The organism is Coprococcus sp. RTP21204st1_G4_RTP21204_210225 (assembly GCF_040915385.1).
GTDB lineage: Bacteria > Bacillota > Clostridia > Lachnospirales > Lachnospiraceae > Allocoprococcus > Allocoprococcus comes.
On the sequence record NZ_JBCPDP010000002.1, the window covers coordinates 323310 to 345926 of the forward strand.

The 22617-nt window shown below is 45.1% G+C and carries 24 protein-coding genes; 23 read left to right on the top strand and 1 reads right to left on the bottom strand.

The genetic code is table 11. The annotated features are described in order from the left end of the window. Positions 1-145 precede the first annotated feature (145 nt). From AB5213_RS03250 to greA, 11 genes are all read left to right on the top strand, one after another. Positions 146-676, top strand: coding sequence for a CarD family transcriptional regulator (locus AB5213_RS03250; RefSeq protein ID WP_055248256.1), 531 nt, complete (start codon positions 146-148; stop codon positions 674-676). A 176-nt stretch (positions 677-852) separates the two neighbouring features. After that, complete coding sequence (locus tag AB5213_RS03255) at positions 853-1581, top strand: acetylglutamate kinase (protein ID WP_195250031.1); 729 nt, start codon at positions 853-855, stop codon at positions 1579-1581. 11 nt (positions 1582-1592) lie between these two features. Continuing rightward, a complete protein-coding gene (locus AB5213_RS03260) occupies positions 1593-2504 on the top strand; it encodes a DMT family transporter (protein ID WP_215633670.1) in 912 nt (303 codons plus the stop codon). Positions 2505-2568: 64 nt separating this feature from the next. Further along, positions 2569-2778 (top strand): hypothetical protein, encoded by a 210-nt coding sequence (locus tag AB5213_RS03265; RefSeq protein WP_368276322.1) that lies wholly within the window; start codon positions 2569-2571, stop codon positions 2776-2778. A 162-nt stretch (positions 2779-2940) separates the two neighbouring features. Next, positions 2941-3636 (top strand): UMP kinase, encoded by a 696-nt coding sequence (gene pyrH, locus AB5213_RS03270; RefSeq protein ID WP_215633669.1) that lies wholly within the window; start codon positions 2941-2943, stop codon positions 3634-3636. 27 nt (positions 3637-3663) lie between these two features. Then, positions 3664-4215, top strand: coding sequence for a ribosome recycling factor (gene frr, locus AB5213_RS03275; RefSeq protein WP_008372365.1), 552 nt, complete (start codon positions 3664-3666; stop codon positions 4213-4215). 90 nt (positions 4216-4305) lie between these two features. After that, positions 4306-5025 (top strand): isoprenyl transferase, encoded by a 720-nt coding sequence (locus AB5213_RS03280; protein WP_055158498.1) that lies wholly within the window; start codon positions 4306-4308, stop codon positions 5023-5025. Next, positions 5018-5815, top strand: coding sequence for a phosphatidate cytidylyltransferase (locus AB5213_RS03285; RefSeq protein ID WP_008372362.1), 798 nt, complete (start codon positions 5018-5020; stop codon positions 5813-5815). The genes AB5213_RS03280 and AB5213_RS03285 overlap by 8 nt, the downstream gene beginning before the upstream one ends. A gap of 18 nt (positions 5816-5833) precedes the next feature. Continuing rightward, on the top strand, positions 5834-6979 hold the full coding sequence (gene dxr, locus AB5213_RS03290) for a 1-deoxy-D-xylulose-5-phosphate reductoisomerase (protein WP_368276323.1): 1146 nt from the start codon (positions 5834-5836) through the stop codon (positions 6977-6979). Positions 6980-6982: 3 nt separating this feature from the next. After that, positions 6983-8011 carry an RIP metalloprotease RseP gene (gene rseP / locus AB5213_RS03295; RefSeq protein ID WP_008372360.1) on the top strand — a complete coding sequence of 343 codons (1029 nt, stop codon included), beginning with the start codon at positions 6983-6985 and terminating at the stop codon, positions 8009-8011. 118 nt (positions 8012-8129) lie between these two features. Further along, a complete protein-coding gene (gene greA, locus AB5213_RS03300) occupies positions 8130-8633 on the top strand; it encodes a transcription elongation factor GreA (protein ID WP_008372359.1) in 504 nt (167 codons plus the stop codon). Between the two features lie 57 nt (positions 8634-8690). Here the strand turns inward: greA and AB5213_RS03305 are convergent, their stop codons facing one another. Then, positions 8691-9413, bottom strand: coding sequence for a hypothetical protein (locus AB5213_RS03305; protein WP_346997245.1), 723 nt, complete (start codon positions 9411-9413; stop codon positions 8691-8693). Positions 9414-9800: 387 nt separating this feature from the next. Here AB5213_RS03305 and AB5213_RS03310 point away from each other — a divergent pair, with 387 nt between their 5' ends. The 12 genes from AB5213_RS03310 (at position 9801) to AB5213_RS03365 (ending at position 22532) form a co-directional block, all read left to right on the top strand. Then, complete coding sequence (locus tag AB5213_RS03310) at positions 9801-10556, top strand: P-loop NTPase (protein WP_022220578.1); 756 nt, start codon at positions 9801-9803, stop codon at positions 10554-10556. 5 nt (positions 10557-10561) lie between these two features. Beyond that, entirely contained in the window at positions 10562-11842 is a 1281-nt protein-coding gene (locus AB5213_RS03315; RefSeq protein WP_368276324.1) for a nitrogenase component 1, read from the top strand. 1 nt (position 11843) lies between these two features. Further along, complete coding sequence (locus AB5213_RS03320; RefSeq protein ID WP_055156577.1) at positions 11844-12884, top strand: nitrogenase component 1; 1041 nt, start codon at positions 11844-11846, stop codon at positions 12882-12884. After that, positions 12885-15215, top strand: coding sequence for a carbamoyltransferase HypF (gene hypF / locus AB5213_RS03325; protein WP_195479025.1), 2331 nt, complete (start codon positions 12885-12887; stop codon positions 15213-15215). Positions 15216-15618: 403 nt separating this feature from the next. Then, positions 15619-15828: a HypC/HybG/HupF family hydrogenase formation chaperone gene (locus AB5213_RS03330; RefSeq protein WP_368276325.1), complete on the top strand. Its 210-nt coding sequence runs from the start codon at positions 15619-15621 to the stop codon at positions 15826-15828. After that, positions 15828-16880 (top strand): hydrogenase formation protein HypD, encoded by a 1053-nt coding sequence (hypD, locus tag AB5213_RS03335; protein ID WP_022220583.1) that lies wholly within the window; start codon positions 15828-15830, stop codon positions 16878-16880. Before AB5213_RS03330 ends, hypD begins: the two co-directional genes overlap by 1 nt. Before the next feature lie 99 nt (positions 16881-16979). After that, entirely contained in the window at positions 16980-17999 is a 1020-nt protein-coding gene (gene hypE / locus AB5213_RS03340) for a hydrogenase expression/formation protein HypE (RefSeq protein WP_008372341.1), read from the top strand. Positions 18000-18050: 51 nt separating this feature from the next. Next, complete coding sequence (locus AB5213_RS03345; protein ID WP_008372338.1) at positions 18051-18323, top strand: TM1266 family iron-only hydrogenase system putative regulator; 273 nt, start codon at positions 18051-18053, stop codon at positions 18321-18323. Beyond that, the gene (locus AB5213_RS03350; protein ID WP_008372336.1) at positions 18320-19087 is read left to right on the top strand and encodes a P-loop NTPase; all 768 of its coding nucleotides are present in this window, start codon (positions 18320-18322) and stop codon (positions 19085-19087) included. Before AB5213_RS03345 ends, AB5213_RS03350 begins: the two co-directional genes overlap by 4 nt. Then, positions 19081-20421 carry a nitrogenase component 1 gene (locus tag AB5213_RS03355; RefSeq protein WP_175305717.1) on the top strand — a complete coding sequence of 447 codons (1341 nt, stop codon included), beginning with the start codon at positions 19081-19083 and terminating at the stop codon, positions 20419-20421. The genes AB5213_RS03350 and AB5213_RS03355 overlap by 7 nt, the downstream gene beginning before the upstream one ends. Continuing rightward, positions 20418-21611 (top strand): nitrogenase component 1, encoded by a 1194-nt coding sequence (locus tag AB5213_RS03360; RefSeq protein ID WP_215685936.1) that lies wholly within the window; start codon positions 20418-20420, stop codon positions 21609-21611. The genes AB5213_RS03355 and AB5213_RS03360 overlap by 4 nt, the downstream gene beginning before the upstream one ends. 438 nt (positions 21612-22049) lie before the next feature. After that, on the top strand, positions 22050-22532 hold the full coding sequence (locus AB5213_RS03365; protein ID WP_264472223.1) for an A24 family peptidase: 483 nt from the start codon (positions 22050-22052) through the stop codon (positions 22530-22532). The last annotated feature ends 85 nt before the right edge of the window (positions 22533-22617 follow it).

Below are 22617 nucleotides of genomic sequence, written 5' to 3' on the forward strand. Positions count from 1 at the left end.
CCTATTTTCTAGTAAAATTGCATAAAACCACAGGCGTTAGCTTTGACTAAGATTCACAAAAATCTGAAAAACATTAGAATTTAAACTAATTTTCTGATAAAATAAAGAAGTAGAGATTCGGCAAGTTTAAGAAAGAAGGAAGAAAATGTACGAAGTAGGAGATTTGATTGTTTATGGCCGGACAGGAATTTGTGAAGTGACTGAAATTACGACGCTGAAAATGGATGGAGTGCCGAAGGACAAACTGTATTATATTCTGAGACCGGTACGTGAAAAGCGTGGAAAAGTATTTACACCGGTAGACAATGAAAAAATTGTCATGCGAAGAGTCATTTCCAAAGAAGAAGCAGAAGAATTGATCCGTGAGATTCCACAGATCGAAGGACTCTGGATTGGAAGCGAGAAGCAGAGAGAGGAAAAGTACAAGGAATGCATGAAAAGCTGCAAATGTGCAGAATGGGTGCGGATCATTAAGACCCTTTATCAGCGGAAGATGTCCCGCCTGAAGCAGGGAAAGAAGATCACGGCGACTGACGAGCGCTATCTGAGGATGGCAGAAGGCAACCTGTATTCGGAGCTTTCCATAGCACTTGGAATTCCGGAGAGCGGAATGGAAGCCTATATCACGAATCAAATAAATGAGACAGAGGAAACAGAGGAACCGGTACTTTGCTGATGCAAGGAACCGGTTCTTCCGGGTATAATGGATGTGAAAAAAATGGTGGTAGCAGCGAAAAAGGGTGATTTTACAGAACATTTGCCACTTCCTGTTTTTTGTGAAAAATGGGTTCTTCAAATAGAGAGCATTCTATGCTATACTGTTCTAGATAAGACAAAAAATGAGGTGTAATCATGGATAAAGAATTAGAACTTGTGGAGCATAAAGCTTCAATCCTGATAGATGCGTTACCATATATCAGAGACTTTAATCAGAAGACAGTAGTTATCGAGTACGGATGTGCCGAGTGGCTCAGCGGAGTGGAAGAGCAGAGACTGATGCAGGATATCGTTCTTTTAAAGAGCGTTGGTATGCGTCCGATCGTGGTACATGATACCCGTATGGGACTGGACAAATTCCGTGAAAATAAGCGGATTGCCAAGCTTCTTGAACTCTGTGGAGTTAAGGCAATCGGTATCTGCGGCGTGGATACAGAGACGATTGGTCTGATGCTGGACAATGATTATATTCCGGTCATCGTGCCAAATGATATCGACAACGAAAGCGAATATATTGATCCAAGAGAGACTGCACTTGAGATTGCAGAGAAGATGCAGGCGGACAAGCTGGTTTATCTGTCAAAATATCCTGGAATCTACAAAGACGAAGAGAGAAAAGATATTTATTATAAGATTACCGTCCCGGAAGTAGAAAAACTGCGCAAAGAACGTAATTTCCCGAAAGAATTTGACGAGATCATCGGCTATGGTCTTCAGGCATCAAAAAATGGTGTCAACCGTGTACATATTCTGGACGGAAGAATTCGTCACGTTCTTCTGATCGAATTCTTCAGTGTAAACGGAGCCGGAACGATCTTCATTGAAACAGAAGCAAAATTATATCTTCACGAACTTGGCAAATAGGAGACGGCTCGATGAAGAAAATGACAGGAAAGAATACACTGATGCTCTTTTTGACCGCATTTATCTGGGGAACAGCTTTTGTAGCACAGAGCGTGGGGATGGATTATATCGGGCCCTTTACATTTACCTGTGTACGCTCTTTGATCGGTGGGATTTTTCTGATTCCATGTATCTGTTTTCTGGACAAATGGCGTGCGAAAAATGACGGAGCAGAAAGACAGAAAAAAGCAGATAGGAAAGAAGAAAAAAAGAATGTCATCCTGGGTGGAATCTGTTGTGGACTGGCACTTTGTGTGGCAAGTAACCTGCAGCAGATCGGAATACAGTACACAACGGTAGGAAAAGCCGGATTTATTACAGCACTTTATATCGTGCTTGTGCCGATCTTTGGAATTTTTCTGAAAAAGAAAGCCGGAGTGAGAATCTGGATAAGCGTGGCAATTTCTGTCGCAGGCTTGTATTTGCTGTGTATTACCGATAAGCTGGTACTTGCAAAAGGAGACATTCTGGTACTGCTATGTGCGGTTGTATTTACCATCCACATTCTGGTGATCGATTATTTTTCACCAAAAGCAGACGGTGTGCGGATCGCCTGCACCCAGTTCTTTATAACCGGAGTTTTGTCGGCAATTCCAATGTTTTTATTTGAAACACCACGGCTGTCAGATATTTTCGCAGCAGCAGTACCGGTACTTTATGCCGGAGTTCTCTCAAGTGGTGTAGCCTATACCCTCCAGATCGTGGCACAAAAAGATGCCGATCCAACCGTGGCATCCCTGATCCTCAGTCTGGAGTCCGTATTCTCTGTCCTCGGAGGCTGGGTGATATTAGGTCAGAAACTAAGTATCCGAGAAATAGCAGGATGCATTCTGATGTTCAGCGCCATCATCCTCGCTCAACTGCCAGGAAATAAAGAAGCATAGCTCTTCAATTGTTGAAATTGCGGAAAGCATACAACATTGTGGTGTCAAAGCAAAACCGCTCAGTGTGCCAAAGCTACCGCTTTCCGTTCATTACATTGAACAAATGCCAAAACATATAAATCGGGGAAAACCAGCAGAATGTACAAATGATCTTGTTTCAATTCCAATTGTTGTGCAATGGAGAGAAGACTCAAAAATCATTGAAGCCATTGCTGAAAATGATTTTCGCTTTCAGAGGCTTCTCGGAATGGTTTGCACAACGGAAGTGAAATAAAATCATTTGTACATTCTGCGTCAATCCCTCAATCCATAAAATTTTTGCGCTGCCCACCCTCAATGTAATAAACTTAGAACTTCCATTTTAAACCTAGGTATGCTATACTAAACCCAGGTATGCGAAAGTATCTTAAAAACCAAGAGACAGGAGCAAAGACAGATGAAAAGAGTTCTTTTAAAATTAAGCGGAGAAGCACTTGCAGGAGACAAAAAGACAGGTTTTGATGAGGCAACATGCATTGGCGTTGCAAAGCAGGTAAAGCAGATCGTAGATCAGGGAATCCAGGTTGCAATCGTAACCGGAGGCGGTAATTTCTGGAGAGGAAGAACCAGTGAGACAATCGACCGTACCAAAGCTGACCAGATTGGAATGCTTGCAACGGTGATGAACTGCATCTATGTATCCGATATTTTCAGACATGTAGGCATGAAGACAGAGGTTTTCACTCCATTTGTCTGTGGAGCATTCACTTCCCTGTTTTCAAAAGATGCAGCAGTGGAAACACTGAACGAAGGAAAAGTAATCTTTTTCGCAGGTGGCACAGGACATCCGTATTTTTCAACAGATACAGGAGCTGTTCTCCGTGCAATTGAGATTGAAGCAGATGCAATGCTTCTTGCAAAAGCAATTGACGGAATCTATGACAGCGATCCGAAGGTGAATCCGGAAGCGAAGAAGTATGATGAGATTTCTATTCAGGAAATCATCGATAAGAAGCTTATGGCAGTAGATCTGACCGCATCGATCATGTGCCTTGAGAATAAGATGCCGATGCTGGTATTCGGACTGAACGAAGAGAACAGTATCGTAGAGACAATGAGCGGTAATTTCAACGGAACAAAGGTGACTGTATAAGCAGCACCCATTAAGGGAGGATAACATATGAACGAAAAATTAAAAATATACGATGAAAAGATGCAGAAAACCATCCATGCACTGGATACAGAGCTTGCTTCTATCCGTGCAGGACGTGCAAACCCGAATATTCTGAACAAATTAACGGTAGAATATTATGGAACACCGACACCAATCCAGCAGGTAGCGAACATTTCTGTTCCGGAAGCACGTATGATCCAGATTCAGCCATGGGAAAAGAAGATCATCAAAGATATTGAGAAAGCAATCCTGATGTCTGATATCGGAATCAATCCAACAAACGATGGTACTGTTATCCGTCTGGTATTCCCGGAACTGACAGAGGAACGAAGAAAAGAACTGGTGAAAGATGTTAAGAAAAAAGGAGAAGCATCCAAGGTTGCAGTCCGTAACATCCGCCGTGATGGAAATGATGCATTCAAGAAGCTGAAAGGCACAGACGTTTCAGAGGATGAAATTCAGGATCTTGAAGATCAGATCCAGAAGCTGACTGACAAATACATCAAGGAAGTTGATGCAGCAGTCGATGCAAAGTCAAAAGAAGTTATGACAGTATAAGAAGGAAAGATAAGGGGCGGCGAGATGTTTGGCGCCTCTTTTCCTTTTTTATATCAGTAAATTTAGTATCAATCAAGAGAGGGTTAAAAGATGAATGTACCGCAGCATATAGCCATTATCCTTGACGGTAACGGACGATGGGCGAAAGCAAAGGGAATGCCGAGAAACTACGGGCATGCGCAGGGCAGCAAGAATGTGGAAAAGATCTGTGAGGCTGCTTATAAGATGGGTGTCAAATATCTGACGGTCTATGCGTTTTCCACAGAGAACTGGAGTCGACCGAAGAGTGAAGTGGATGCACTGATGAAGCTTCTTCGTAACTATATGAAAACCTGTCTGAAGACGGCGGAAAAGAACCGGATGCGTGTCCGTGTGATCGGAGATAAGACAGGTCTGGATGAAGATATCCGTACCAGAATTAAGGAACTGGAAGAGGCATCAAAAAATAATGACGGACTGAATTTCCAGATTGCGATCAATTATGGAAGCAGAGATGAGATGATCCGTGCCATGCGAAAAATGACAAAAGACTGTGCAGATGGCAGATTTGCACCGGAAGAGATTACAGAAGAACTGTTTGAAGGATATCTGGATACACATGGGATTCCGGATCCGGATCTTCTGATCCGTACCAGCGGAGAACTCAGACTTTCCAATTATTTGTTATGGCAGCTTGCTTATGCAGAATTTTATTTTACAGATGTTCCGTGGCCGGATTTTTCAAAAGAAGAATTAGAAAAAGCAATTGAGCAATATAATAGCAGAGACAGAAGATACGGCGGAATCAAGGAGGACGAAGAAAATGTTTAAGACAAGATTACTCAGCGGAATTGTACTGGTTATCATTGCATTTGCAACGATCTTCCTTGGTGGGGATGTATTGTTTGCAACACTTCTGATCATCAGTCTGATCGGAGTTTCCGAGCTTTACAAGGTTGTAAAGATTGAGAAAGCACCACTCGGAATCGTAGGTTATATAGGTGTAGTTGCATATTATTTTCTGATCCGTGCACAGAAAAAAGAAGATCTGATGATGTTTGCAATCATTTTGCTGATCCTTGTAATGGCAGTTTATGTATTTGCCTTTCCGAAATATGTGTCTGAACAGGTAATGACTGCGTACTTTGGCGTATTTTATGTGGCGATTATGTTATCCTATATTTATCAGACACGTCTGTTGAAAGACGGACTTTTCCTCGTGGGACTTGTATTTTTATGTTCCTGGGGATGTGATACCTGTGCGTACTGTGTGGGTGTACTGATCGGAAAGCATAAGATGGCACCGAAGCTCAGCCCGAAGAAATCCATAGAGGGCGGAATCGGTGGACTTGCAGGCGCAGCACTTCTCGGCGCGCTTTACGCTCTTGCAATCAATAAATGGGGTGGTGCTTCGGCAGGAGTCGGCGAATATGCGCTGATCTGTTTTGTTGGTGGAATCATTTCCATGATCGGGGATCTTGCAGCATCTGCGATCAAGAGAAATCATGAGATCAAGGATTACGGAAAACTGATTCCGGGACACGGTGGAATCCTGGACCGTTTCGACAGTGTGATCTTCACGGCTCCGGTGATTTATTATCTGGCAGTTGCACTGATGTAATCTGACAGGAGGTTTCAAATGAAAAAAATAGCAATATTAGGTTCAACAGGTTCGATCGGAACCCAGACACTTGAGGTGATCCGTGAGAACAAAGATATCGAAGTGACAGGGCTTGCGGCAGGGACAAATGTGGATCTTCTGGAAAAACAGATCCGGGAATTCCAGCCAAAACTTGTGGCAATGTGGACAGAAGAGAAGGCAAAGGAACTGAAAAGCCGGATCCAGGATCTGGATGTAAAGGTTGTTTCCGGAATGGATGGACTTCTGGGGATTGCCACGATGGAGGAAAGTGAGATCCTTGTAACGGCGATCGTGGGTATGATCGGTATCCGTCCGACAATTGCAGCGATCAAAGCCGGAAAGGATATTGCCCTTGCAAATAAAGAGACACTGGTTACGGCAGGGCATATCATTATGCCGCTTGCAAAGGAATGTGGTGTGAAGATCCTTCCGGTGGACAGTGAACACAGTGCCATTTTCCAGTCTCTGCAGGGAAGCCATGGAAAGAATGAATTGAAGAAGATCCTGCTTACGGCATCCGGTGGCCCGTTCCGTGGAAAGAAGCAGGAGGATCTTCTGAATATCCGTGTGGAAGATGCTTTAAAGCATCCGAACTGGGCGATGGGACGTAAGATTACGATCGATTCTTCGACCATGGTCAATAAAGGACTGGAAGTGATGGAAGCCAGATGGCTTTTTAATGTGGATATTGATGATGTGCAGGTGGTTGTACAGCCGCAGAGTGTGATCCATTCTATGGTAGAGTATGTGGACGGAGCCGTGATCGCACAGCTTGGTACTCCGGATATGAAGCTGCCGATCCAGTATGCACTTTATTATCCGGAAAGAAGATTTCTTCCGGGAGAACGTGTGGATTTCTGGAGTATCGGACACCTTGATTTTGAAAAGCCGGATATGGATACCTTCTACGGGCTTGCACTTGCTTACGAGGCAGGGCGATGCGGTGGAACACTTCCAACGGTATTTAACGCAGCAAATGAACTTGCAGTCAGCCAGTTTCTGAACCGGGAGATTAAATATCTGGAAATTACAGAGATTATCGAAGACTGCATGAAAGCACATAAGACAATTGCGAATCCGACTGTGGAACAGATTCTGGACACAGAGCAGGAAACGTATGACAGAATCAGAAGCAGGAGGTAGCAAATGGGAATCGTACTGGCGATTTTACTTTTTGGATTCATCGTATTTTTCCATGAACTGGGACATTTTCTTCTGGCGAGGATTAATGGAATCAATGTGTATGAATTCTGGATCGGAATGGGGCCGACACTGGCACACAAAAAGATCGGAAATACAGACTACTGTCTGAAAATACTGCCGATCGGCGGTGCGTGTGTGATGGGGGAAGATGAGAAAGAGGATCTGTCAGAGGGAAGCTTCAACAGCAAATCGCCGTGGCGCAGGATCTCGGTCATTGCCGCAGGTCCGGTATTTAACTTTATTCTTGCCTTTATTGGTGCATTCATTATTATCTGCTTTGTCGGTGTAGACAAACCGGTCATAGGAACGGTAAATGCAGGAACGCCTGCAGCTGAGGCAGGGCTTCAGGCAGGGGATGAGATTGTAAAGATCAATGATAAGAGCATCCACATTTTCAAGGATATTTCTACTTACAATCAGTTTCATCAGGGACAGACGATGAAGATTGTATACAAAAGAAATGGCGAAAAAAATACGGTTTCTGTTACCCCGGAGAAGAATGACAGTGGATATTATCTGATTGGAATTACGAGCAGCAATTATGTTAAGACCAATGTATTTGAGACTGCCGCATACAGTGCGTATAATGTTAAATACTGGATCAATCTGACGATTGACAGTTTGAAACAGCTTGTGACAGGACGGATCGGAGTGGATCAGTTATCTGGACCGGTGGGCATTGTGAGCGCGGTGGATACCACGTATAAGGAAAGCAAATCTGGTGGAGCATTGTTGATTTTCCTGAATCTTCTGCAGATGACGATCCTGCTTTCAGCGAACCTTGGAGTGATGAATTTACTTCCGCTTCCGGCACTGGATGGAGGTCGTCTGGTATTTCTGATCGTGGAAGTGATCCGCGGAAAGCGGGTGCCTCCGGAAAAAGAAGGGTATGTACATCTGGCAGGAATGGCACTTTTTCTTTGCCTGATGGTATTTGTGATGTATAATGATATCCGGAGAATCTTCTTTTAGGGATATTGGAAAATTTTACGAAGCACTTCGATTGGCTACAATTGAGGTGCTTTGTGTTAGGTGCATCAGTGGATGCATATTTTGATGGAAATTATTTTACAGAAAGAAGGATGGAAAAATGCGTGAGCAGCTTACAGAAAGTGATGTAAAGAAAATTGAAGAGGAAATCCAGCATCGCAAGCATGTGATCCGTAAGGAAGCCATTGAAGCGGTCAAGGAAGCGCGTGCGCAGGGAGACTTAAGTGAGAACTTTGAATACCATGCAGCAAAAAAATATAAGAACCAGAATGAAAGCCGGATTCGGTATCTGGAAAGAATGCTGAAAAATGCGGAGATTGTATCCGATACTTCCGAAGAAGGTGTTGCCGGAATCAATAACCGTGTGACCGTATATTTTCCGGAGGATGACGAGGAAGAAACCTATAAGCTGGTTACTTCGATTCGTGGGAATTCAATTCATAATTATATCAGTACCGAATCTCCGATCGGAAAGGCAATCTTCGGGCATAAAGCAGGAGAGACTGTGAAGGTGAAGGTTAGCGATGATTATTCGTATGAGCTTGTGATACGGAAGATTGAAGATACGACGGATGATGAAGAGGATAAGATCCGGGCGTTTTAGTTTGAAGGTGGGAGCAGAGTATGTGAGCAAGGAAGCAGAAATTTTCCAAAAGCAATGTCAATGAGAAGAATAAAAACGGATCATGAGATTCCAGGCTCCATACAAAATCCCAGCCCCTGATATAGTCGCAAGGATATAGACCAGAATTGCAGAATTATTTCCGTAGAGTTCACCAATTTTCACAAAGAAAATCTGTTCCATCCGGTAATCTAGATTAATGTAGAAAAGATTAATTTCACCAAAGGGATCCAGAATGTGGTTCAGATATTCGGCAATGAGGACAAACAGAATATAAAGCAAAGTGATACGGGGAAAAGAAGGCAGCAGACGGCGTGAAGAAGCGTCAGTCGGCTGTCTTTTAATATTTTTTGAACAGGAAAGAGGAGTCATTGGTACAGATTTCTGTACCAGAAGTATACCGGACAGGATTCCTGTGACAATTAGTAAAATATGCCAGAGATAGGAGTGAACTGTCAGGATCAGAAGCGGATAATGCATTCCACTGGTATCGAAAAAAACGGCAATTCCACCGAGAAGATTATAGGTGGAAAGGAAGCCGAGGATGGTATTTCTGGCAGGTTCTGTGTGAAAAAATGGGTAGAGAACCAGCAGATACATCGGGAGGCTGCAGAGCTGGAATGGAAAGTACCACAGGTTGTAGTGCCCATTATTCATGACGAAGGTCAGGAGTAATTGTTTCAGGATTTCGCTGGTAAGCAGAAAAATGCCGATGAAGAATAAAACTTTTTCTATACAGTGTAGTGAAAATTTTTTTATCATATGGGCTCCTCAAAATTTTGTTTTATAGGTGTAGTATACGCTGCAATAAAGTTTGTTACAAGATTTTATGGGGAATTTGACCAGTTATTCATAGAAAAGTCCTGAAAAAATATAGAAAAATACCATGATAAAACATAGTTAGAATTGACTGACCTATAGGCGTGGAGATATAATTAAAAATAATGATGCAGACGGAGTGGAAGATTCCTATCTGAATGCTGAATGGAGATAATTTTATACAAGAGACTTTGACGGCAAGGTAGATCCGAGCGGGAAACAGTTGGTGATATACGAAGATGTATAGTGGGACTCGTCTACCGTTTTGGGAGGCGGGTTTTTTGTGTATACGATAAATTGCCTGCTTGGTTATAGAAAGGAAAAAGGATTATGTTAAAGGTTGCAATTTATGGAAAGGGCGGTATTGGAAAGTCTACGATTACGTCCAACCTGGCGGCAGCATTTGCGGCGATGGGAAAGAAAGTAATCCAGATTGGATGTGATCCGAAGGCAGATTCTACGATCAATCTGCTTGGCGGCGAGCCGCTCAGACCGGTGATGAATTATATGAGAGAAGAGGATGAAGAACCGGAGGAGCTTTCAGATATTGCAAAAGAAGGCTATGGTGGTGTGCTCTGCATTGAAACAGGTGGACCGACACCGGGACTTGGATGCGCGGGGCGCGGGATTATTGCCACATTCCAGCTGTTAGAAGATTTGCAGTTATTTGAAACATATAAGCCGGATGTTGTACTTTATGACGTTCTTGGTGATGTGGTATGCGGTGGATTTGCAGCACCGATCCGGGAAGGGTACGCCGAAAAGGTTCTGATCGTAACTTCCGGAGAAAAGATGGCACTTTATGCAGCAAATAATATTTCAAGTGCGGTGAGGAATTTTGAGGACAGAAGCTATGCCAGAGTTTTCGGTATTGTACTGAACCACAGGAATGTGGAAAATGAGACGGAAAAAGTACAGGCATTTTCCGAAAAAAGCGGGATCCCGATCGTCGGGGAAATCCCGAGAAGTGATGAGATCATCCGCTATGAGGATCAGGGAATGACGGTGATCGAAGGGGACAAAGATTCCGCGATCAGTAAGAGATTTTTTGATCTGGCAGAGTTATTACTGAAGAGTGAGGAATAGAAGGTATGGCAAAAGAAGCATATTATTGTACCGTAAAAGAATTAAATAAACTGGGAAGAGATGCGATTCCGGTACAGCTCCGGTCGAATACACACCTGATCTACAGCTCACCGGCAACGCTTGCATTTAACTCACCGGGAGCAGAAGGATTCGGAGTAAAAAGAGCGGGACTTGCTGTGCCGGATTCGATCATGCTGATCGTGGCACCGGGCTGCTGTGGACGAAATACTTCGCTTATCAGTTCCATGAGGGAATATGATAACCGTTTTTTCTATCTGATGATGGACGAGACCGATATTGTAACGGGACGTCATTTGAAAAAGATTCCGAAGGCAGTAGAAGAAATCTGCAATTGCTGTGAAAAGAGACCGTCTGTTGTGATGATCTGTATTACCTGTGTAGATGCTCTTCTTGGGACGGACATGGAGCGTGTGTGCAGAAAAGCGGAAGAAAGAGCCGGACTTCCGGTTCGGCCATGCTACATGTACGCGCTGACAAGAGAAGGAAGAAAGCCGCCGATGGTGCATGTACGTCAGTCTTTATATTCCCTTCTGGAGCCAAAGAAGAAAAAAGGAAATGTGGTGAACCTGCTTGGATTTTTCTCGCCGCTGATCGATGAGTGTGAGCTGTATGATCTTTTGCACAGCGCAGGGGTTAAGACCATCCATGAAATCTCCAGATGCAAGGACTATGAGGAATATCAGACCATGTCTGAGGCAAATTTTAATCTGGTACTTCACCCGGAAGCCAGATTTGCAGCAGAGGATTTTCATAACCGTCTGCAGATTCCGTTTATTGAACTCAGGAGACTCTACCAGACAGACAAGATCGCCAGCCAATATCAGGCATTTGGGAAAGTGCTTGGGGTGACATTTTCTGATGAAGTTTATCGTGAAAAAGCGGAAGAAACCGTGGCGAAATTCAAAGAGAAACGGCCGGATGCAAGCTTTGCGATCGGGGAATGCATGAACGGAGATCCATTTGAAATGGCACTTGCGATGATCAAATATGGATTTAAGGTGCCGGAAATCTATGGAACACTGACAGCAGAGAACTTTATTTACCTGAACCAGTTATCCCAGCTCAGCCCGGAGACGAAGGTATTTTCCAATATGGAACCGACCATGCTGTACTACGATCCGGAAAAGAGCGGCGTGAATATGACCATTGGAAAGGATGCGGGATACTATCATCCGGATCAGCCGAATGTGATCTGGAATCAGGACAGACAGCCTTATGGTTATGCAGGTGTGACACGGTTGTTTGAAACCCTTTTGGAGGTGTAGTATGAGAGGACTTAGAAAATATCTGACACCATTTGCACCGGATCAGTCGGGCGCAGTGTCTGTGTTATATGAACTTGGCGGAATCATCGTCATCTGCGACGCGGGAGGATGCACAGGAAATGTCTGCGGTTTTGATGAGCCGAGATGGTTTGAACGGAAAAGTGCAGTATTCAGCGCAGGACTTCGTGATATGGATGCAATCCTTGGAAGAGACGACCGTCTGGTCGCAAAGCTGGTCGATGCAGCTGATAAGATTGATGCGAATTTTGCAGCGATTGTCGGCACTCCGGTTCCGGCTGTGATCGGAACGGATTACCAGGCACTGAAAAGAATGTGTGAAAAAAAGACCGACCTTCCGATTCTTGCCATTGATACCGACGGAATGGAGCTTTACGATAAAGGGGAAGAAAAAGCGTATCTTGCATTATTTACTGCATTTGCAAAGGAAAAATATGAGGTATGCAAAGAAAAAGTCGGTATCCTTGGAATGACGCCACAAGATGTAAGCGATCTGAAAGCAGCAGATAAAGTAAGAGAGGAACTGAAAAAAGAAGGAAAAGAAGCCATTTGTTATGGAATGGGCGATGGGCTTGAGGCAGTAGAAAGGGCATCGGAAGTTGGCAAAAATATTGTTGTATCTGCGGCAGCACTGGAAGTAGCCAAATATTTGGAAAAGACCTTTGGTACGCCGTATGAGATCGGTTATCCGGCAGCAGGTGAGTTGGTTCCGAATCTGGACTATCAGGGAAAGAAGATCCTTGTGGTACACCAGCAGGTGATGGCGGAAGCAATCCGGCAGGAAATTCTTAAAAGAGAGAATTCGGCAGAGGTGCAGACAGCAACCTGGTTTATGAGGAAAAAAGAGCTTGCCTGTCCGCAGGATGTGTCGTTGCGTGAGGAAGATGATTATATCGATCTTGTGAAAAATGGTGGATTTGATATCATTTTCGCAGATGCATGTATGGAAAAAATGGTTCCGGATTTTCAGGGAATCTTCGTAAATACAAGACATTTTGCAGTGTCAGGGAGACTGTGTGAATAGATGAAAAATGAAGTGACAAAACAGATCCGCGTCTATGGGATCGTGCAAGGCGTAGGATTTCGTCCGACTGTAAGCAGGCATGCGGCTACACATCAGATCCGGGGCAGCGTGTCCAATAAAGGTCCGTATGTGGAAATCTTTGCGCAGGGACCGGAAGAGGCAGTGGATGGATTTATCTCGGATATTGAGAATAAGCCGCCGAAGCGGGCAGCAATTTTGAAAATGAATATTGAGCCGGTAGAAGAAGCAGAAGACTTTACGGAGTTTGCGATCATTGAAAGTGAAAAGACGAAAGGTGAGATTTTTGTCTCACCGGATATTGCAATTTGTGATGAATGCAAGGAAGAAATGTTTGATCCGAAGAACCGTAGATATCTGCATCCATTTATCAACTGTACCTGCTGTGGACCAAGACTTACGATCCTGGATGCCCTTCCGTATGACCGGGAGCGCACCAGCATGAAAGAATTTCCGATGTGTCCGGATTGCGCAAAAGAATATTATGATCCGGCAACCCGGAGATACGATGCACAGCCAGTCTGTTGTAACGAGTGTGGTCCGGAGGTCTACCTGATCGGCAGAGAAGAACGCGGAAGAGACGCAATCATTTACACCAGACGAACCATTGCAGAAGGCGGAATTGTGGCGATTAAGGGGATTGGAGGTTTCCACCTGTGCTGCGATGCGACTAATGAAGAGGCGGTGAAGCGCCTCAGAGAACTGAAAAAACGTCCGGCGAAACCATTTGCAGTTATGGCAAAAGATCTGGAATCTGTGAAAAGAGAATGCCTGGTCAGTGAAGAACAGGAAAAAATTCTGACCGGACATCAAAAACCAATCCTGCTTTTGGACAAAAAAGAAGATGGTGAAGAAACACTTTGCGAAAGTATTGCACCTGGTAATCCAAAGGTTGGAGTAATGTTGCCGTATGCACCGGTACAGCTTCTGCTCTTTACCTATGATGATGGAATCCGGATGCCGTCTTTTTTGGTTATGACCAGTGGAAATACATCCGGTGCACCGATCTGCAGGGAGGACAAAGAAGCGATTCAGGAACTTTCCCGTCTGTGCGACTGTATGCTTTCCCACAACCGGAAAATCCGGATCCGTGCCGATGATTCGGTGATGGATTTTTATAAAAATGAGCCATATATGATCCGCAGATCCAGAGGCTATGCGCCACTTCCGACCATGGTTCAGATGTCGTGGAAAGGGCAGGTACTTGCCACTGGAGGAGAACTGAAAAATACATTCTGTATCGGTGTGGACGGCAGATTTTACCCATCCCCTTATGTGGGAGATCTGGAAGATCTGCGCACCGTGGAAGCTTTAAAAGAAACGATCGGCAGAATGGAAACACTTCTGGAGGTAGAACCAAAGGTTGTGGCATGCGATCTGCATCCGAAATACAATGCGACAGTTGTTGCGGAAGAACTTGGACTTCCGGTTCTGAAGATACAGCACCATTTTGCACATATTCTGTCCTGTATGGCAGAAAATGACTGCGAAGATCCGGTGATCGGCGTTTCCTTTGACGGAACCGGCTATGGAACGGATGGGACCATCTGGGGTGGAGAAATTCTTCGTTGTGATTACAATGGATTTGAAAGACTTGGCAGCATTAAGCCATTCTGGCAGGTAGGTGGAGATCTTTCTGCAAAAGAAGGCTGGCGAATTGCCGGTTCTCTTCTCTATGAAGAATTGCAGGATAAAGAAAAAACGGTCGAATGGATGAAGAAACTGGAGCTTTGCACCGAACCGGAGGCAAAAGTACTGGTGACAATGACCGGACGACACCTGAATGCTGTTCGATCTACCAGTGCCGGCCGTCTCTTTGATGGAGTCAGTGCTATCCTCGGAATCCGGAAAAAATCCACTTTCGAGGGAGAAGCATCTACGGCATTAGAGTTTGCAGCAGAAGCTTACGAAAAAACAATGCAGCATCCATACGAACCCATCATGCTTAAGCCATTTACAGAAACGGCAGAAGACCGCCTGATTCTAAATACCGGCGAATTAGCCAAAAACCTCGCAAAAAAACGTCTTGCCGGGGAAGATACCGGACAACTTGCATACGAGTTCCACCAGGTACTTGCAAGACAGATCATATCCGCAGCCCTTACAGCAAGTCATCAGACCGGAATCCGGAAAGTTGCCCTAAGCGGCGGAGTTTTCCAGAACCGCTTACTACTACGGCTGGTAGAAGAAGGTCTGGTTAAGCAAGGTCTCATCACCCTGCACCATCACCTCATTCCACCAAATGACGGAGGATTGTCACTTGGTCAGGCAGCCTACGCAATGGCATATTTACAAAAGCATGAGATAAAATAAAACCAGACATAAAAATATTTTAAACAGAGTTAATCTAAAAACTATTACAAATTACAATAAAAGAGGAAAAGGACCACCAGGAACAAACAAATCAGGAATTGACAACAAGGCACTGCCTTGTCAATTCCCCCTTTGTCAACACGTTAAATTTTAGGAAGCGCCAGCAGGGAGAGAAAACAATTGGGACCGGCTGCATTTGCAGGAGCCCGAGCGTTCTCTTGGAAACTGCAGTGTTGCGTTATTTACAGAAATCCATCTGTTTGAGCGAAGCGAGTTATGGATTTCTGTAAATGCTCTTAGCAACACGAAGCCTTCCTAGAGAACACCGGACTCCGAAACCGCAGCCGGTCCCAATTGTTTTCTCTCCCTGCGTCCCTTCCCCAAAAAAGGAGGAATTACCCACATGTGTGTTGGATTATCAGCAAAAGTTGTAAAAATCAGTAACGGAACCGCCGTCGTTGACGCAGACGGTGCAAAAAGAGAGGTTTCATCCAAGCTCCTGGAGAATCTGGAACCAGGTGATTACGTCATGGTCCACGCCGGAGTTGCGATCGCAAAGATCACCGATGAAGATGAAAGCGAGACCGATCAGCTTATGGAGGAACTGCTGTAATGGAAGAACAAAAGAAACGAACAGCCAGAGAGATCATAGAAAATTATGACGGACCGGCAGTGCGGATCATGGAAGTATGCGGAACCCATACCCATGAAATTTTCCGTCTGGGGATCCGAAAACTTTTACCAAAGCAGGTAGAACTGATCTCAGGACCGGGATGCCCGGTCTGCGTAACACCGGTCAGCTTCATTGATGAAGCAATTTATCTGGCGTTGGAGAAGCAGGTGACGATCTGTACATTTGGTGATCTGGTCCGCGTACCGGGAAGTCAGATGAGCCTTGCCGGAGCAAGAGAAAAAGGAGCAAAGATCCATATCGTTTATTCACCGGCAGATGCGGAAAAATATGCGAAAGATCATCCGGAAGAACAGGTGACATTTTTATCCGTTGGGTTTGAGACAACGACACCTGCAGGATGCCTTTCGGTTAAACAGGCAAAGGAAGATGGAATTTCCAATTATTCTCTTCTGGTTGCCAATAAGACGATGCCGGGAGCCTACGAGGCACTCAAAGGCAGTGCGGATGTATTTTTATATCCGGGACACGTCAATGCAATCACGGGGACTGAACTTTGTGAGGAACTGGTAAAAGAAGGAGTCAGCGGTGTGGTAGCAGGATTTACGGCAAAAGAACTGCTCACAGCACTTGCAGTCGCACTGGTACGCTTCCAGGAAGGAAAGCCGTTCTTCGTAAACTGCTATCCGAGAGTTGTCACCAGAGAAGGAAGCCGTGAGGCACAGAGGCTGGTGAATGAACTGATGGAAGGATGCGACAGCGAGTGGAGAGGTCTTGGAATCATTCCGGGATCCGGTATGCAGCTGAGAGAAGAATGGGAAGCATACGATGCCAGAAAGAAATACAATATGCCAAAGATCGAAGGAAAAGCAAATCCGGCATGCCGCTGCGGAGATGTACTGCAGGGAAAATGCAAACCGTCCGACTGCAAGGTGTTTGGCAAGGTATGTACACCGCAGCACCCGGTAGGAGCCTGCATGGTATCCGGCGAAGGCGCATGCTCGGCTTACTATATGTATGATACCAGGGGATAAAGATCAGAACAATCCGGTATCAGGGAAACGAAGGAACGGAACACCGGAACAATCCGGTATCATATATACGGAAACGATTAGGAGAGAAGGAAGTTAAAAATGGAAAATAAAATGGACAACCAGACAGTAACTATGGCACACGGAGCCGGCGGAAAGCAGACTTCAGAGTTGATCGATAAAGTATTTGCAGCACATTTTGCCAATCCGGACCTGACTGCGGATGATGCGGCAGTTCTTACACCACCAGTCGGAAAGATGGCAGTATCTACGGATGGATTTATTGTATCTCCGGCATTCTTCCCAGGAGGAAATATCGGAAAGCTTTCCATCTGCGGAACAGTTAATGACCTTGCATGTATGGGAGCAAAACCACTTTATCTGACTTGTGCATTTGTAATTGAAGAAGGATTTCCGATGGAAAAACTGGAAGAGATTGCAGCAGCAATGGAGAAAACGGCAAAAGAAGCCGGTGTCCGTATTGTATCCGGAGATACCAAGGTAGCAGGAAAGGGACAGGTAGACGGTGTATTTATCACAACAACCGGAATGGGACAGATCGAGGACGGCGTAAAAGTCGGAGGAGAACTGGCACAGCCGGGAGACGCGATCATTGTGACCGGAGATGTGGGACGCCATGGTTGTACGATCCTTCTTGCAAGAGAAGACTTCGGAATCGAAGCGGATGTGACCAGTGACTGTGCACCACTATGGCATACTGTAGAAGAAGTGATAAATGCAACACATGATCTGCATGTCATCCGTGATGCGACAAGAGGTGGAGTTGGAACAGTACTTTATGAGATTGCGGGACAAAGTAATGTTGGAATCCGTCTGAATGCTGAAAAAGTTCCGGTTGCACCGGAAGTGAAGGGAGTCTGCGGAATGCTTGGACTGGAGCCACTTTACCTTGCATGTGAAGGAAGAATGGTCATTATGGCACCAAAAGCAGAGGCAGAAAAGATTGTAGAAGTACTGCACAAATGTCCGTATTCACAGAATGCGGCAATTATCGGAGAAGTAACTGCAGAGCAGCCGGGGAAAGTAGTCATGACTACAGAAATCGGAACGCAGGCACTTCTTCCACAGCCGGGCGGAGAATTGCTGCCACGTATCTGCTAAACAATCTGAAATGCGGAATCGGTGACATTTCAAAAAGAAAGGAGACTTTTCATGGACACCAGAGTAGCAGTCATTTCAATTATTGTGGAGAATCCTGCCGCGATTGAGGAACTGAACCATTACCTGCATGAAGCAGGAGAGTATATCATTGGAAGAATGGGAATTCCGTACCGGGAGAAGGGAATTAATATCATCAGCATCGCCATTGATGCACCGCAAGATATGATCAGTGCTTTGTCAGGGAAGATCGGGCGTCTGAATGGGGTATCCACAAAAACGGCGTACTCGAACGTCATTACGAAAGCGGAGGAAAAAGCGGAATGAAAAAGATAGCAGTGTACGGAAAAGGCGGGATCGGAAAATCCACAACTGTATCCAATCTTGCGGTGGCACTTGCCGAAAAAGGATACAAGGTCATGCAGATCGGCTGTGATCCGAAGGCGGATTCGACCATCCAGCTCCGACACGGAAAGGAGATTCCAACCGTACTGGAAATGTTCCAACAGAAGAAACAGAATCTAAAACTGGAAGATATGGTTACGGTTGGCTATGCAGGTGTGGTCTGTGTAGAAGCAGGTGGACCGACACCGGGACTTGGATGTGCAGGACGCGGGATTATCACCGCCCTTGAGAAGCTGGAAGAAACCGGTGCTTATGAGACCTACCAGCCGGATATCGTGTTATATGATGTACTTGGTGATGTAGTCTGCGGTGGCTTTTCCATGCCAATGCGAAAAGGCTATGCGGATCAGGTATTCATCATCACATCCGGTGAAAATATGGCGATCCATGCCGGGGCCAATATTGCAATGGCAGTAGAGAATTTCAGGAACCGGGGATATGCTTCCCTTGGCGGTATTATTTTAAATAAAAGAGAGGTTCCGAGAGAGGAAGAAAAGGTGCGGGAGCTTGCAGGGGATTTTCACACGCAGATCATTGGACAGCTTGACCGGAGCGAACTTGTGATGGAAGCAGAAGAAGCCGGTAAGGTTCTGCTGGAATACGCACCGGATTCTCAGATGGCAGAGGAATACCGGAAGCTGGCAGATCAGATCCTTGCAGTGTGCGGAGAGGAGAGACCATGTTAAAACGGGTAGGACATCCGGTGGATGAAAAAGGCGCGGCAGTAGCCATCAAGGATGCCACATTTCCGGTTCCATTTGCACCGGGGCTTGAATTTAACTCGCCGGTTCACGGCAACTGGAACATCGTACATACCGGAATGCTGATGCCGGAGGCAAGACAGATCTATGTCTGTGCAGATAACTGCATGCGAGGTGTGGTGCTGACAGCGGCGGAAATGAATGCGGCTGACCGGTTTTCCTTTGTGATCGTAAAAGAAGAGAATCTGTTAAATGGAAATCTGGAGGACATCACCATCGAAGGCGTGACGGATGTGCTGAATAAGTTGGAAGAAAAACCGAAAGCAGTTCTTTTATTTACCGTCTGTCTGCATCATTTTCTGGGATGCGATCTGGAACGGGTGTATCAGGAACTGGAAGAGAGGTTCCCAAAGATTACATTTATCCGCTGTTATATGGATCCGATCATGCAGAAGCATGGACCGACACCGGATCAGAAGCTGAGAAAAGCGATTTATGAGCCACTTCCAAAGCGAAAAGCAGATGAAAAAGCTGTGAGTTTTCTCGGCAGTGATTTCGTACTGGAAAAAAATGCAGATCTGAAACGAATCGTCCGGGCACATCAGGGAATCTTCCGGGAACTGCCGGGATGTAAAAGCTGGGAAGACTATCTGGCACTTTCCGAAGGGAAACTTTTTATATCTTCTTATCCACCATCTAAGTATGGTGCGGAAGCGCTTTCAGAGCGTCTGAAACGACCATACCTGTATCTGCCGGGCAGCTTTGATTATGAAGAGATCACAGCACAGCTGGAAAATTTTTGCCAGACAATGGGCTATGGAAAGCTGGAGGAAACGATTTCAGTAGAAGGGGAAATTGATGCCTGTGAAAAGGCACTGGAAAAGGCGCATGAGGTGATCGGAGACACTGCGGTTGCCATTGATTATCTGTACCATCCACGTCCACTGGGACTTGCAAAGCTTCTGCTTACTCATGGCTTCCGGGTAATACGGATCTATCTGGATTCCATCAGTCCGGAAGAAAAAGCAGAATTTGAGTGGCTGAAGGAGCATGCACCGGATCTGCAGTTGATTGCAACGATCCAGGTGAAAATGCGTGTGCTTCCGAGAACATCGGATGAAAAAATACTGGCGATCGGACAGAAGGCGGCATGGTTTACAGGAAGTCCGTATTTTGTCAATATGGTACAGGGCGGCGGCCTTTACGGATTTGACGGGATCCGCAGGACGGCAGAGCTTATGGCCGAAGCATTTACCGAAGAAAAAGACACGGAAGATCTGGTTGTGCGAAAAGGATGGGGGTGTGAAAGCTGTATATGAGACAATCTTATCGAATCATACCAATTTATACATCGGATGTATCCGGTGTGTGTTCTGCACTTTATGAGCTTGGCGGCATGACAGTTATGCACGACCCGTCCGGATGCAATTCGACCTACAACACTCACGATGAGATCCGCTGGTACGATCAGGACAGTCTGATCTATATTTCCGGTCTGACAGAAATTGATGCGATCATGGGAAATGATGAAAAATTTCTGGATGATATCAAAGAGGCAGCAAGGGAGCTGCATCCGAAATTTATTGCCCTTGCAGGATCCCCAATTCCGTATATGAATGGAACCGATTTTCCGGCACTGGCACAGGTACTGGAAGAAGAAACCGGGATTCCTGCATTTGCAGTACCTACGAACGGAATGCATGATTATGTGTATGGGGCAGGAATTGCATTAGAGGAGATCGCGAAAAGATTTACCGGGGAAAAGACAGGACGGATTCAGGCACGCACCGTCAATCTGCTTGGTGTGACACCACTGGACTTTGGACCGGTATCTCATGTAGAGGTGCTGAAAGAGAACCTGAAAGCCTGTGGATGGAAGGTGCTGTCTATCTGGGCAATGGGAGATGAACTGGATGCATTTTTGCAGGCAGGAGAAGCAGAGGTGAATCTGGTGGTATCTTCGGTCGGGCTTCGTGCGGCGAAAGTACTGGAAGAAAAGTTCGGAACCCCGTATGTGGTTGGAACGCCGATTGGTTCTTATACAGAGCGGATTGCGAAAGCACTGGAAGAAAAAGAGCAGATACCATATCGAAAGGATCGGATGCAGGGTGAAATTGAAGAAATCATGGAGCAGAAGGGAAACAGAAATCCGGCATCGGGAGAAGAAATAAAGAAGCCTGAAGCGGCAGGCAGACAAAAGAAAGTGACTCTGATCGGAGAACCGGTGACCATGGAATCTCTGGCAGCAGGGATCGAACAGAAATATGGCTGTCCGGTGGAAGTTCTCTGCCCGCTGGAAAAAACAGAAGGTCTGCTTTGCAGACAGGACAGATGGATCTGTGGGGAAGAAGAGATGGAAGAAGCATTGAAAGATGCAGAAATCATTGTAGCGGATCCATTGTATCAGCCAATCTGTCCGAAGCATTGTATGTTTTATGAACTGCCGCATATTGCATTTTCCGGAAGAATTTATCTGAAAAGGCTTCCGGTGCTGGGACAACTGATTTAGATGCGGTAAAAATGGATCAAATTCTCACAAAAGAGATTGATCCATTTTTTGTTTCCGTTTTTTCTATAACAGGAAATTGCATTTCCTGTTATTAAAAGGTCTCCGGCAGGTTTCAAAATATTGTCATGATCAATTTTGTGACAGAAAAATTAAATAAAGCATTAAAAACAGTATCTTTTTTGCGAAAGAACTGATATAATTTATAACAAATCATTTAATTATGAGAGGATGTTTGTGGTTTTAGAAATCATATTATGGATAATAAGGTTCTTTTTCGGAGCTGGCATCTTCAGCTTCTTACATATTGTCATTGATAAATTAACATACGGGAAAAGCGCAATATGTGCAAAGAGCAAGAGGATTGCAAGATATTTCTTAGTGGAATTAACAGGTGGAGTATCCATGACCGGTTGTGCGATTGTATATGGTTGCGGGAAAATGGGTGTGATTTCTCTAAGAGGCGCAGTTTTTTTTATATATTTGGGAATACTGTTTGTGATTGCCTTGGTTGACTGGCATATACAGATGATTTATGATCGATTTCATATTATGATCTTGATACTTGCGGTTTTGGACTTTATGCTTTATCCGGAGATGGGAATTGCTACAAGACTGACCGGTATGGGAATCATATCAGTGCCGATGCTGGTGCTGGCACTTGCAATTCCAGGGGCTTTCGGAGGCGGAGATATCAAGCTGATGTCGGTAAGCGGATTGCTTATTGGTGGCGCGTCAATGATATGTGCAATGTGTATTGGGATTATAACAGGAGGTGCTTATGTGACACTGATGCTGGTACGAAAGAGGCTGAATAAAACAGATCAGTTTGCGTTTGGACCATTTCTTGCGTTTGGACTTGCAACTGCAATTTTTCTGGGAGATAAGATGGCAGTGTGGTATCTGCAGTTTGGGGCGGTATAGGCAGAAAATGATATGCTACCCTCATATAGGACAATGAAATATAAAAGTCCTATATGGGGGTATTTTCATGTTCAGAAAGAGTAAG

What these genes read in the sequence shown, in the direction of transcription:
- AB5213_RS03250 (WP_055248256.1), top strand. Translation starts at nt 146, where the DNA reads ATGTACGAAGTAGGAGATTTGATTGTTTATGGCCGGACAGGAATTTGT.
- AB5213_RS03255 (WP_195250031.1), top strand. Translation starts at nt 853, where the DNA reads ATGGATAAAGAATTAGAACTTGTGGAGCATAAAGCTTCAATCCTGATA.
- AB5213_RS03260 (WP_215633670.1), top strand. Translation starts at nt 1,593, where the DNA reads ATGAAGAAAATGACAGGAAAGAATACACTGATGCTCTTTTTGACCGCA.
- pyrH (WP_215633669.1), top strand. Translation starts at nt 2,941, where the DNA reads ATGAAAAGAGTTCTTTTAAAATTAAGCGGAGAAGCACTTGCAGGAGAC.
- frr (WP_008372365.1), top strand. Translation starts at nt 3,664, where the DNA reads ATGAACGAAAAATTAAAAATATACGATGAAAAGATGCAGAAAACCATC.
- AB5213_RS03280 (WP_055158498.1), top strand. Translation starts at nt 4,306, where the DNA reads ATGAATGTACCGCAGCATATAGCCATTATCCTTGACGGTAACGGACGA.
- AB5213_RS03285 (WP_008372362.1), top strand. Translation starts at nt 5,018, where the DNA reads ATGTTTAAGACAAGATTACTCAGCGGAATTGTACTGGTTATCATTGCA.
- dxr (WP_368276323.1), top strand. Translation starts at nt 5,834, where the DNA reads ATGAAAAAAATAGCAATATTAGGTTCAACAGGTTCGATCGGAACCCAG.
- rseP (WP_008372360.1), top strand. Translation starts at nt 6,983, where the DNA reads ATGGGAATCGTACTGGCGATTTTACTTTTTGGATTCATCGTATTTTTC.
- greA (WP_008372359.1), top strand. Translation starts at nt 8,130, where the DNA reads ATGCGTGAGCAGCTTACAGAAAGTGATGTAAAGAAAATTGAAGAGGAA.
- AB5213_RS03305 (WP_346997245.1), bottom strand. Translation starts at nt 9,413, where the DNA reads ATGATAAAAAAATTTTCACTACACTGTATAGAAAAAGTTTTATTCTTC.
- AB5213_RS03310 (WP_022220578.1), top strand. Translation starts at nt 9,801, where the DNA reads ATGTTAAAGGTTGCAATTTATGGAAAGGGCGGTATTGGAAAGTCTACG.
- AB5213_RS03315 (WP_368276324.1), top strand. Translation starts at nt 10,562, where the DNA reads ATGGCAAAAGAAGCATATTATTGTACCGTAAAAGAATTAAATAAACTG.
- AB5213_RS03320 (WP_055156577.1), top strand. Translation starts at nt 11,844, where the DNA reads ATGAGAGGACTTAGAAAATATCTGACACCATTTGCACCGGATCAGTCG.
- hypF (WP_195479025.1), top strand. Translation starts at nt 12,885, where the DNA reads ATGAAAAATGAAGTGACAAAACAGATCCGCGTCTATGGGATCGTGCAA.
- AB5213_RS03330 (WP_368276325.1), top strand. Translation starts at nt 15,619, where the DNA reads ATGTGTGTTGGATTATCAGCAAAAGTTGTAAAAATCAGTAACGGAACC.
- hypD (WP_022220583.1), top strand. Translation starts at nt 15,828, where the DNA reads ATGGAAGAACAAAAGAAACGAACAGCCAGAGAGATCATAGAAAATTAT.
- hypE (WP_008372341.1), top strand. Translation starts at nt 16,980, where the DNA reads ATGGAAAATAAAATGGACAACCAGACAGTAACTATGGCACACGGAGCC.
- AB5213_RS03345 (WP_008372338.1), top strand. Translation starts at nt 18,051, where the DNA reads ATGGACACCAGAGTAGCAGTCATTTCAATTATTGTGGAGAATCCTGCC.
- AB5213_RS03350 (WP_008372336.1), top strand. Translation starts at nt 18,320, where the DNA reads ATGAAAAAGATAGCAGTGTACGGAAAAGGCGGGATCGGAAAATCCACA.
- AB5213_RS03355 (WP_175305717.1), top strand. Translation starts at nt 19,081, where the DNA reads ATGTTAAAACGGGTAGGACATCCGGTGGATGAAAAAGGCGCGGCAGTA.
- AB5213_RS03360 (WP_215685936.1), top strand. Translation starts at nt 20,418, where the DNA reads ATGAGACAATCTTATCGAATCATACCAATTTATACATCGGATGTATCC.
- AB5213_RS03365 (WP_264472223.1), top strand. Translation starts at nt 22,050, where the DNA reads ATGGGTGTGATTTCTCTAAGAGGCGCAGTTTTTTTTATATATTTGGGA.